The organism is Nonomuraea marmarensis (assembly GCF_043197025.1).
In the GTDB taxonomy this organism is placed as follows: Bacteria; Actinomycetota; Actinomycetes; order Streptosporangiales; family Streptosporangiaceae; genus Nonomuraea; species Nonomuraea marmarensis.
The window spans coordinates 100,601-110,723 of record NZ_JBICRM010000033.1 but is presented as its reverse complement, the minus strand read 5'-3'; the positions used below and the strand labels follow the sequence as shown (position 1 = coordinate 110,723).

General features: G+C 72.2%; 11 protein-coding genes. 5 read left to right on the top strand and 6 right to left on the bottom strand.

Features of this window, described 5'->3' with window-relative positions:
* The 5 genes from ACFLIM_RS38725 to ACFLIM_RS38705 form a co-directional block, all read left to right on the top strand.
* Positions 1-218, top strand: a 218-nt coding sequence (locus tag ACFLIM_RS38725) for a hypothetical protein (RefSeq protein WP_393173615.1), incomplete at its 5' end; no start/stop codon positions are given.
* 28 nt (positions 219-246) lie between these two features.
* Positions 247-519, top strand: coding sequence for a hypothetical protein (locus ACFLIM_RS38720; protein ID WP_393173613.1), 273 nt, complete (start codon positions 247-249; stop codon positions 517-519).
* 269 nt (positions 520-788) lie between these two features.
* A complete protein-coding gene (locus ACFLIM_RS38715; protein ID WP_449291496.1) occupies positions 789-1,313 on the top strand; it encodes a sigma-70 family RNA polymerase sigma factor in 525 nt (174 codons plus the stop codon).
* Between the two features lie 36 nt (positions 1,314-1,349).
* A complete protein-coding gene (locus tag ACFLIM_RS38710; protein ID WP_393173611.1) occupies positions 1,350-2,045 on the top strand; it encodes an anti-sigma factor in 696 nt (231 codons plus the stop codon).
* Between the two features lie 16 nt (positions 2,046-2,061).
* Positions 2,062-2,916 carry a PHP domain-containing protein gene (locus tag ACFLIM_RS38705; protein WP_393173609.1) on the top strand — a complete coding sequence of 285 codons (855 nt, stop codon included), beginning with the start codon at positions 2,062-2,064 and terminating at the stop codon, positions 2,914-2,916.
* On the opposite strand, the gene ACFLIM_RS38700 is transcribed toward ACFLIM_RS38705, so the two are convergent.
* From ACFLIM_RS38700 to ACFLIM_RS38675, 6 genes are all read right to left on the bottom strand, one after another.
* Positions 2,902-5,175, bottom strand: a complete 2,274-nt coding sequence (locus tag ACFLIM_RS38700; protein ID WP_393173607.1) for a hypothetical protein — start codon at positions 5,173-5,175, stop codon at positions 2,902-2,904. The genes ACFLIM_RS38705 and ACFLIM_RS38700 overlap by 15 nt on opposite strands.
* Positions 5,172-6,878, bottom strand: a complete 1,707-nt coding sequence (locus ACFLIM_RS38695) for an ABC transporter permease subunit (RefSeq protein ID WP_393173605.1) — start codon at positions 6,876-6,878, stop codon at positions 5,172-5,174. Before ACFLIM_RS38695 ends, ACFLIM_RS38700 begins: the two co-directional genes overlap by 4 nt.
* On the bottom strand, positions 6,875-8,077 hold the full coding sequence (locus tag ACFLIM_RS38690) for a hypothetical protein (protein ID WP_393173602.1): 1,203 nt from the start codon (positions 8,075-8,077) through the stop codon (positions 6,875-6,877). Before ACFLIM_RS38690 ends, ACFLIM_RS38695 begins: the two co-directional genes overlap by 4 nt.
* Positions 8,061-8,699 (bottom strand): ATP-binding cassette domain-containing protein, encoded by a 639-nt coding sequence (locus ACFLIM_RS38685; RefSeq protein WP_393173600.1) that lies wholly within the window; start codon positions 8,697-8,699, stop codon positions 8,061-8,063. Before ACFLIM_RS38685 ends, ACFLIM_RS38690 begins: the two co-directional genes overlap by 17 nt.
* Positions 8,700-8,759: 60 nt before the next feature.
* Positions 8,760-9,434: a dienelactone hydrolase family protein gene (locus tag ACFLIM_RS38680; RefSeq protein WP_393173598.1), complete on the bottom strand. Its 675-nt coding sequence runs from the start codon at positions 9,432-9,434 to the stop codon at positions 8,760-8,762.
* 234 nt (positions 9,435-9,668) lie between these two features.
* Entirely contained in the window at positions 9,669-10,037 is a 369-nt protein-coding gene (locus tag ACFLIM_RS38675) for a hypothetical protein (RefSeq protein ID WP_393173595.1), read from the bottom strand.
* Positions 10,038-10,123 lie beyond the last annotated feature (86 nt).

The window sequence follows — 10,123 nt, the reverse complement described above, 5'->3', positions numbered from 1 at the left end:
ATCAGTTGCTGTCCATCAATCGGACGAACGCGGGGGATGGCCGCGTCATGGTTGCGGACTTCTCCAGCGGGCAGTCGCCGGCGACTGTTCGGTATTGGGAGAACTGGGGCGAGCATCCTCTGTTCAACGGGTGGCAGGACGACAACGACTGGGCTCTCGTCGGTGACTTCGTTAAGAGAGGGAACACAGAATTACTGTCCGTCAACCGGACTCCTTGACAAGGGATAACGGATACGGCAGCTGTAGATGAGGTGTACGGCGGCCGGCACCTCTACCGTGACCGTCCTGGTCGAACGCGTGCCCGCCCGCTCCTGGCCGCGGCTGCGGACCGGCCACGGCGGCAAGGGCGAGCGGCACTACGACTGGGCGATGTTCGGCCTGCTCGCCGACGACACCCCCGACGGACCCCGGCCGCTGGGTGAGCTGGCGAGCGTGGCGACCACGCGCTGCACCGGTCCCTCTGGCGACGCCGCCACCAATACCGGGCCGCGGCCTGTCACCGGCGACGGAACAAGGTGACAGCAGCGGCGACCACCTGACCCGTACCGCAGCAATTAATGATCTACAGCTGTCGTATCCGTGGAGGCTGCGGGATCACGGATCGTCAACCGGATGATCATAATCCCCTCCAGGGGGACTAAGCCCGATTTATCGGTTAAATCTGGCTGGACGCCAAGAGGGGCAAACTACCTGCACCCCGGCCCCTCCACTGGCTAGAGTAATAAATCTCAATATCAGCATACCGAGCGCGATATTTCGTGATATCCGCAGCGCGAGGAGCCGGCGGCGTGAATCACCGCGTAACCGACGAGGCCATGGTCCGGGCCCTGTACCGCGAATACGGCGCACCCCTGATGGCCTTCGCCGTCCGGCTGACGGGCGGCGATCGCCGCTGGGCCGAGGACGTCGTGCAGGAGACCCTGGTACGCGCCTGGCGCAACCTCCACGACCTGCGTACCGAGTCCGGCTCGCTGATGCCTTGGCTGGCGACCGTGGCCCGCCGCGTGGTCATCGACAACCACCGCCGCTCCGGCTCGCGCCCCCTCGACACCGTCGAGGACATCTCCGACCGCGTCCAGCCCGTGGCCGCCGAGGACGAGCGCCTGCTGCGCGAGATCGTCGTGACGGACGCGATGCTCTCGTTATCGCCGGCCCACCGCGAGGTGCTCACGGAGACCTTCTTACGAGACCGCACGGCCCAGGAGGCCGCGGAGACGATCGGCGTACCGGTCGGCACCGTGAAGTCCCGGGTGTACTACGCCATGCGCGCGCTCCGGATCGCGCTGGAAGAAAGGGGGGTGACGTTGCCATGACACAGGTGCGTCACGAGGAAAGGGGGGTGGCGCTCCATGACTGAGGTGCGTCACGAGGACGTGGCCGCGTACGCACTCGGCCTGCTCAGCGACGAGGAGCGCACAGCGTTCCAACACCACCTGGACGGTTGCGGGAGCTGCGCCGTCGAGGTGGGGACGTTCGCCGCCATGGGAGAGCTGATCAAGGGCGTGCACCCGGACGACCTCCTGCCCCATGCGCCCGACCCCCAGGTCGAGTCCCTCCTGGTACGCCGGGCCGCCGCCGAACGCCGCCGCCGCCGATTCCACCGCACGTTCATGTCCGCCGCCGCCTGCCTCCTGGTGGCGGCCGGCGTCTTCCTCGGCATCAACTCCCTGACCAGCGGCCCGAACCCCGACAGCGTCCACGGCCCGGCCCGCGACCTGCTCCTCACCGGCCGCACGTACTCCGTCACCGACCCGGCGACCGGCGTGTCCGGCGTCGTCGGCCTGGAGGACAAGGGCTGGGGCACCCACGTGGCGCTGGAGCTCAAGGGCGTCAAGGGCCCGCTGCAGTGCCGTCTCATGGCGGTCGGCGACGACGGCCGCTCCGAGGTCGTGGCGAGCTGGGGCGTGCCCGCCAAGGGGTACGGGGTGCCCGGCTCACCCGACCCCCTCGTCCTGCATGGCGGCACCAGCCTCCCCGAGGAGGACCTGAACCACTTCACGATCGAGACCTCCGACGGCAGGAGCCTGGCCACCGTCGCGGTCTGACTTACGATCGAAGGCGATGCGCGTAGACCTGCACAGCCACAGCACCGCCTCCGACGGCACGCAACCGCCGGCCGACGTGGTGCGCCGGGCCCGCGAGCGGGGGCTCGACGTGCTCGCCGTGACCGACCACGACACCGTCGCGGGGCACCGCGCCGCGATCGAGGCGCTGCCGGCGGGGCTGACGTTCGTGCCGGGCATGGAGTTGTCCTGCCGGCGCGCCGATCAGAGCGTTCACCTGCTCGCGTACCTCTTCGACCCGCTCGAACCCGAGCTCCAGGCCGAGTGCGCCCTCCTCCGGGAGGCTCGCGAGCAGCGCGGCCGCCGGACCGTCGAGCGGCTGGTCGAGCTGGGCGTGCCGGTCACCTGGGAGCAGGTGTCCGAGCTGGCCGCCGGCGGCCCGGTCGGGCGGCCGCACATCGCCCGCGCCATGGTCGCCGCGGGTGCGATCGCCGAGCCCGCGCTCGCGTTCACCCCGGAGTGGATCGGCACGGGCGGGCGCGCGCACGTGTCCCGCTACGCCCTCGACCCCGAGCGAGCGGTACGCCTCGTGCGGGCGGCAGGAGGCGTGAGCGTGCTGGCCCACCCGAAGGCCGCCAGCCGTGGCTACATCCTCCCTGACGAGTGGATCGCCGACCTGGCGCGGGCCGGGCTCTTCGGGGTGGAGGCCGACCACCCGGATCACGGCGCGGACGCCCGCGAGCACCTGCGCGGGCTGGCCGGCGACCTCGGGCTGGCGGTGACGGGGTCCAGCGACGACCACGGCGAGCTGACCGGCCACCGGCTGGGCTGCGAGACGACGGCGACGGAGGTCTACGAGCGCCTGACCGCCGCCGCGACGGGCGCCACCCCGACCACCTCACAGAGCCGATAAACGTGCCCGCAACTCGCTGACCTGGCGCGGCTCCGCGATCCCGTCCCAGGGTGACAACGCCGCCAGCCCGGCCTCCCGGTGTTCCCCGGCCCGTCCCGGCCGCAGCCGCGCCAGGTGGAAGTGCGCCAGCGCCGTGCTCACGCCCGCGGGCGGCAGCCGCGGCTCCGCCTCCTCCAGCAGCGCGATCACCTCGTCGGGCAGGTGCTTGGGATCCTCCAGCAGCGCCCCGGCCCGCTGCACGAGGCAACGCGCCCGCCCGATCTCGTCGGCGGTCCCGGCGTAGAGCCGCTCGGCCAGGTCGAGATGGGAGCTCGCGTCGAAGGCCAGGCCCAGGTAGAGGTGCGCGAGCGCGAGCAGTTCGTGGGCGTGTGCCTGCGCGCCGCGGTCGTCGGCCCCGTGCGCCATGTCAAGCGCCTCGAACAACACGGCCCGGGCGTCGGCGTACAGGCTGTGGGCCTCGGGGCCGCGCCCGTCGTGATCGAACGTCTGCCCCTTGCGCAGGAGCAGCGCGGCGACGTTGGTCAGCCGCAGCGCGTGGCCCGCGACGTCGCCGCCGGACAGCGCCTGCCCGTAGCGGACGAGCGCGGACTCGACGGCGGTGAACTCGTCGCCGCTCGCCAGCAGGATCGCCGCGTGCTCCAGGTGCAGCTCCGCGGGCCAGGACTCCACCTTGACCCGCAGCGCGGCCGCCTGGTTGAAGTGCTGCCGCGCCTGGCGCGGGTCGCCCGCGGTGAGCAGGATCGCGCACTGGCGCAGCTCGGCCGTGGCCTGCACCTGCTCGTCGTCGAGCGCCTTGGCGGCCCGGGCCAGCGCTGCCGCCGCGCGCAGCCGGTCCTCGTGCCGCTGTTCGAGCCGGAACCACGTCTCCAGCCCGTCGGCGATCCGCCCGAGCGCGTGACCGGTCTTGGGCACGGGACGCGGCCGGGCCAGCACCTGCAGCAGCACCCTGTCCTCGATCGCGAACCAGGTGCGGGCGTCCTCGTCGGGCAACCGCGCGCCGAACGAATCCGCCTGATCCGCGAAGTGCTCGACCAGCCGCCGCCAGGCCGCGGCCCGCTGCGGCGTCTCCCGCGCTCCCGTCGAGCGGAACGTGCTGGTCACCCTGACGCGCGTCATCCGCACGTTCTCCACGAGACCCAGGTCGGCCAGCTCCTTGATCGCGTCTTCCGCGGTGGGCAGGCCGAGCAGGGCGGCGGCCGCCCGGTGGTCGACCTCGGCGATCGGCAGTCCGGCCAGCAGGCTGAGCAGTTGCTTGGCGGTCGGCCTGAGCTGCTGGACGCTCTGGTTGAGCACGAAGTCGAGTTTCTGGTCGATCGGCAGCCGCTGCAGGTCGTCGACCAGGGACTGCAGGGAGATGTTCGGGTTGCGGGCCAGCCAGTGGCCGACCCTGACGATCTCCAAGGGGCTGCCCAGGCAGGCGTCGACCAGCCGTTTGAGCGCTTTCGGGTCGCGGCCGGCGCGCTCGTCGCCGAGCTGGCGGGCCAGCAGGTCCCGCCCGGCGTCGGGGCCGAGCGCGCCGAGCTGGATCGGCTCCATGTGCGGCGGCAGGTCGTCGGTGAACGTCCCCGCGACGATGATGTGCGCGCCGGGCACCCTGGGCGGCAACCAGGCGACCTGGCTCCACGTGCTGACGTTGTCGAGCAGCAGCACCCGGCCCGTGCCGGTGAGCGCGTCGATCACCTGCGGGGTCGCGTCGTCCGGCTCCTGGATGGCGCCCGGCGGCCGGTCGAGCGTGCGCAACACGCGCTGGGCCACGCTCAGCGGCGTCTCCGGATGGTCCCGGTCGGGACCGCGGAGGTCGGCGTAGCGCTGCTTGCGGGCGTCTCCGGCCAGGTCCCAGGTAGCCTTGATCGCGACCGCGGACGTGCCCATGCCCATCGCGCCCTGGACCACGATGACGCCGCGTTCCCTCGCCCGGTCCTTGACCTGCTGGAGCTCGGCGTCCCTGCCGACGAGCCCGTGGATCATGTCGGGGAAGGGCAGGCGGCCGAAGAGCAGCTGGGGAGGGGTGGCGCGGCGGCGGCGGACGAAATGGGTGAGCCAGACGACCGCGACCGGCACGGGGAGGGCCAGGACGGCGAGCAGCCAGACCGGCAGGTTGCCGGCCAGCTGCTTGATCAGCTCCTCCTGCAGCAGCAGGACCGTCCCCCCGGCCGTCACCAGCCCGCCGAGCCCCAACTCCGGCAGGTGGGCTCCGGCGCGGCGATACACCCGCGACAGCCGGAAGCGCAGCCGGTCCTTTCGCGAGATGTCCGTCATCGTCGCACCCCTCGCGTCAGCCCCCGATACAACCAGCGCCCGGTGACGGCGACCACGAGCAGGGGCACCGCGGTCGCGATCACCGACTCGGCGGCCAGCGGGGCGGCGGCGCTCATGAAGTGGCGGGCCTGCTCCAGCAGGATCAGCGGCAGGTGATCGCCCGACGGCCAGTCGAGCAGCAGGCCGACGACCGTGTCGTTCCACACGAGCACGAACGCCAGCACGCCGGCCAGCACCACGGCCGGCCGCGCCTCGCGTACGACGTGGAACAGCTCCCAGCGGTGCCGCGCCAGCATGGGTGTGGACACGCGGACGAACGCGTTGTGCAGCACCAGCACCGCCAGCGGGATCACCAGCGCCGCGTGCACGATGGCCAGCGCGGGCCCGGTGCCCACGAACGGGCTGACCCAGCGTTGCAGCGGCACGGCGAACGCCTGCGGCGGCAGCGCGGCCAGCGCCACCGCGACCAGCAGCGCGGGCCGCCAGGCGCGGCGCGGCAGGAGGTGCTCGTGGGCCAGCACGTACGCGGCGGGCACGGCGGCCAGCAGCACCAGCCCGACGACCACGACGGCCCGCACGAACGTGTTGCCCAGCGCGCCCAGGAACGCGCTGTCGGCGAGCGCGTCGGCGTACGAGTCGAATGTCCATGGCCCGCCGCTCCACCACCCGGACAGCGCCGCGGCGGTCGGGTCGCGCAGCGAGGTGAGCACGAGCACCACGAACGGCAACACCCAGAGCACCGACACCGCCCCGCACACCACCCACAACCGCCGGCTCGGCTCGGGACGGGACGGGGTGACCGGCCCGGACCAGGCCACCCGCCCGCGCAACCCGAACAGGGCGGGCAGCGCCATCACGGCCACGATGACGGACAGCCCCACGGAGAGCCCGGCGGCCCGCGCGTTGCCCAGGTCGCCGTGGTGCCGCCACCAGAACAACCCGCCGCCCTCGACCTCGGCCTGCATCGACCCGGGCGCGCCCATCAGCACGAGGTCGAACACGCGCGCCGCCGCCACCAGCGCGAGCAGGTACGCCAGCGCGGCAGGCCCGGCGAGCGCGGGCACCACGACGGACCAGACCCTGCGCCGCCGGTCCACGCCGAACGCCCTGGCCATCCGCAGCAGGTTGTTCGGCATCCTGGCCAGGGCCTCGTGGAAGACCAGGAACGCGACGCCGGCCCACTGCCAGACGAACGCCAGCCCGAGCACCAGCCAGAGCCATACGGGGCCGAGGAAGGCCACGTTGGCGCCGAGCGGGCCCAGCAGGGCGTTGACCAGGCCGCGTTGCGGGTTGGTGTCGAACAGCCACCGGAAGATCGCGCCCGTGGTGAGCGGGGAGACCGCGGCGGGCAGCACCAGGACCACGCGCAGGACCCGGCCGAGCACCGGGCCCGCGTTCCTGGCCAGCCAGGCCAGACCGAGCCCGACCGCGCACACGAGCACGGCCAGCGCCAGCCACACGAACGAGTTGCCCAGGGACTGGAGCACCTGGACGTTCCGCAGCACGTCGTAGCCGCTGAGCCCGTCGGAGAAGCTGATGATCATCGTCACGAAGAGCGGGACCAGGATGATGCCCGCCGACAGCAGCACCGCGAGCAGCAGGTAGACGGACGCGCGCCAGCGGCCGAGCCCGTGCCTGACCACCGGCACCCTGGCGTCGTGATGTGGCGCCACCTCGAACAGGAAGGCGTTCCGCTCGCTCATAAGGCGCCCTCCGCACTACCGGTGACGAGCTTCTCCTGGGCCTTGGCCGCCGCCGTGCCGGGATCGACGGCGGCGACGGTGACGTCGGAGAACAGCTCGGTGAGTATGCGCCACAACCCGCGCCCGTCGCCGCCCTCCAGGCTGCCGAGGAGCCGGTCGGACAGGTCGTAGTGACCGTTCACGGCGGCGCGGAGCTCGTCCGCGGTGCCGCGCAGCAGCCCGGGGACCGGCAGCGGGAACGGCGTCAGGAAGCCGCCTTGCCCGACCCACTCCCTCAGCGCGCCGGACCTGCCCGCGTCGCCCGGCCCGGTCAGCCACTTGACGAAGTCGAGTGCCCCCTCGTTCATGGCCACCGCGACGTCGCCGCCGACCACCAGCGGGGGCGGGTTGCCCGCGTAGGAGGGGAATGGGAAGTGCTGGGCAGCGCCTTTGCCGGCGTACCGCTCGATGACGGGCAGGGCGAAGTCGGGCGCGGCCACCAGACGGGCGGTGCGGTAGACGAAGACGTCGAGGATGGAGTCGTGGAACTGCATGGTGAGCGCGCGCCTGGCCTGCTCGCGGGGGAAGGCGCCCTGCCAGATCGTGCCGAGCCGCTCGAGCGCCTCCCTGAGCCTCGACACGCCCCACCAGGCGGGGTTGCCCGTCTTCTCTGGCGGGAAGAGCCCGCGGTAGACCTCGGGGGCGTAGGCGAGCAGGACGTTCTCGAACCAGTCGCTGAGCACCCACCCGTCGGCCGCCCCGATCGACAGGCTGCCCGGGCCGGGTTGCCAGTGGTCCAGGTCTTGGGGCAACTCACCTGCACGATGCCAGACGAGCGACTTGTGCGCGATCTTGAACCAGGCGCCCAGCTGCCCCTGGCCGCCCTCGGGCGTCACGAGCCGCCGCCAGAACTCCGGCTGCTCGTGAGCCCATGGCCTGAGGCGGGGCTGGATCACCGGGTCGAAGAGCAGGCCCAGCCGGGGGATCACGGCGGCGTCGGGGATGACGTCCTCGGCGGGTCCACGCAGCAGGGCGCCGATGTTGTCGCCCGCCGAATAGACGCTGACCGGCCTGCCGGCGTAGTCCTTGACCACGTCGAGGAAGTGGCGCAACTCGTCGCCGCTCCAGACCACCGCCACCCGCAGCGGCCGCTCCGTGGCGCAACCCGCCAGCGCCACCGCGGGGATCGCGGCCAGCAACCCTCTACGGCTCAGCGACATCGGTGGTCTCCCAGAAGCGCGAGGGGGAGGCGAGGCTGGCCACCCTGGTCCGGTCGTCGGTCACGACGAGCACGGCCAGGCTGGGATCGGTGCCCAGCGCCGCGCTCACGGCCGCGTGGCAGGGCCCGCTGCCGGTGCGGTCCTCGATCACCATCACCTTGACCGGCACCAGCCTGCACAGGGCCCTGGCCAGCGCGACGCTCAGCCGCTCGTCGTGGGCCAGCTCGTGCGGCCTGGAGCGCAGGAAGCCCTGGATGTCCATCCGCCTGGCCATGAACGCGACCCTGCCATGGGCGAACGACGGGGCCAGGTCGTCGCGCGCGGCCAGCGCGAGGTTCTGCTCGACCGTCAGGTGCGGCAGCAGCCCCGCCCCCGCGGGCACCAGCCCGATCTCGCGCTCCGCGGGCAGCCGCATGGTGATCTCCTGATCGCCGACCCGGATCCTGCCGTCCACCGGCATCTCCAGGCCGAGCAGCAGGTCGGCGAACGCGTCGGCCTCGCCCGCGTCGGCGGCCACCACCACGGCGGTCCGCCCCGGATCGACGGTCAGCGGATCGCGGTCAAGTCCACGTCGGGTCCCATGTATCTCCCAGGTGAGGCCAGCGAGCTCGAGAAGTGGCACGTGCGCAACCGCCGTCAGGTCCGGATGTCGTCCGCAGTTGACGTTCGCACAAACCGTGAGTCACGGCAATGTGATTGACCGTTCCTGGGGGCCGGCGAAGTGGGTCGTGAACCAGTCTCTGGCATGACCGGCCACGGCCTCCAGCGCGCCCGGCTCCTCGAACAGGTGGGTGGCGCCGGGCACGACGGTCATCCGGCTCTCCGCCAGCAGGCGCCGCTGGGCCTCCTCGTTCAGCTCCACCACCACCGGGTCCCGGCCGCCCACGATGAGCAGGGTCGGCGCGCGTACCGCCGACAGCCGCTCCCCGGCCAGGTCGGGCCGCCCGCCGCGGGAGACGACCGCCGCGACCGCGTTGCCCGGCTCGGCAGCCGCCCAGAGCGCCGCCGCCGCGCCGGTGCTGGCGCCGAAGTAGCCGATCGGCAGCCCCGCCTCTTCACGCACCCAGTCGGTACGCTGCAGCAGCCGCTCGGCCAGCAACCCGATGTCGAAGACGTTCGCCCGGTCGGCCTCCTCCTCCGGCGTGAGCAGGTCGAACAGCAGCGTGCCCAGCCCGGCCTTGTTGAGCACCTCGGCCACGTACCGGTTGCGCGGGCTGTACCGGCCGCTGCCACTGCCGTGCGCGAACACCACCACTCCCGGAGCAGCCTCGGGAACGATCAGATCGCCCTCCACCTGCCACACCCCCTTCTCGACCAGGCACGAATCTCCCAGCTCCGGCCGCTGGGAAGCTCCCATCAAGCCGCCTTCCCCACAGGACACCGCTTGCACCATCCTGGGCCTGTGTTCGAAGCTCCCGAGCCCTACTGCCGGCCCGGCCGCGCCAGTCACCGCGTCTGCCCGACGGGCGCCCGGTCGGGGGCATGCCCGAAGACCGGTCAGCGGCTCTGCCCGAGGGCCAGCCGCACCGGCGGGACGTCACCCGGCCCCCATTCCTGGGGTGACGCCCCGCCGCCGGCCAGAAAGGGCCGGTCAGCCCAGCACCAGCGCGGTGACGAACTGCAGCAGGTGCCACGCCACATAAGCGCTGACCGAGCAGAACGCCCACTCCTTGCCCCTGCTGATCCTGGACACCCAGCGCAGCTCCTCCGCCGGCTCCTTGCGTGCCCTGATGGTCCTCGTGACGAGGTACGCCGACGCCAGCCAGGCCATCCCCGACCCCGCGACCAGCCCGAACGAGATCCCCATCAGGACCCCGGACCCGGTGGGCAGATCCCCGGGCGAGAGCTGGCGGACCCAGGCGGCCAGCACCCCGGCGAGCAGGGCGACGGTGATCCGCCTGTCCCTGCGCGCCTGTCGCTTAAGCCACTGAAGGTCTCGACGCAGATGGTTCTTGAGCATCCGGATCACCTCCGCTTGGAGTAGCTGGTGACACCAGCTAACGAAAAGATCCGGAGAAGATCTGCGACCTCAAGCCCGAGATTTCA

What these genes read in the sequence shown, in the direction of transcription:
- ACFLIM_RS38720 (WP_393173613.1), top strand. Translation starts at nt 247, where the DNA reads ATGAGGTGTACGGCGGCCGGCACCTCTACCGTGACCGTCCTGGTCGAA.
- ACFLIM_RS38710 (WP_393173611.1), top strand. Translation starts at nt 1,350, where the DNA reads ATGACTGAGGTGCGTCACGAGGACGTGGCCGCGTACGCACTCGGCCTG.
- ACFLIM_RS38705 (WP_393173609.1), top strand. Translation starts at nt 2,062, where the DNA reads ATGCGCGTAGACCTGCACAGCCACAGCACCGCCTCCGACGGCACGCAA.
- ACFLIM_RS38700 (WP_393173607.1), bottom strand. Translation starts at nt 5,175, where the DNA reads ATGACGGACATCTCGCGAAAGGACCGGCTGCGCTTCCGGCTGTCGCGG.
- ACFLIM_RS38695 (WP_393173605.1), bottom strand. Translation starts at nt 6,878, where the DNA reads ATGAGCGAGCGGAACGCCTTCCTGTTCGAGGTGGCGCCACATCACGAC.
- ACFLIM_RS38690 (WP_393173602.1), bottom strand. Translation starts at nt 8,077, where the DNA reads ATGTCGCTGAGCCGTAGAGGGTTGCTGGCCGCGATCCCCGCGGTGGCG.
- ACFLIM_RS38680 (WP_393173598.1), bottom strand. Translation starts at nt 9,434, where the DNA reads ATGGGAGCTTCCCAGCGGCCGGAGCTGGGAGATTCGTGCCTGGTCGAG.
- ACFLIM_RS38675 (WP_393173595.1), bottom strand. Translation starts at nt 10,037, where the DNA reads ATGCTCAAGAACCATCTGCGTCGAGACCTTCAGTGGCTTAAGCGACAG.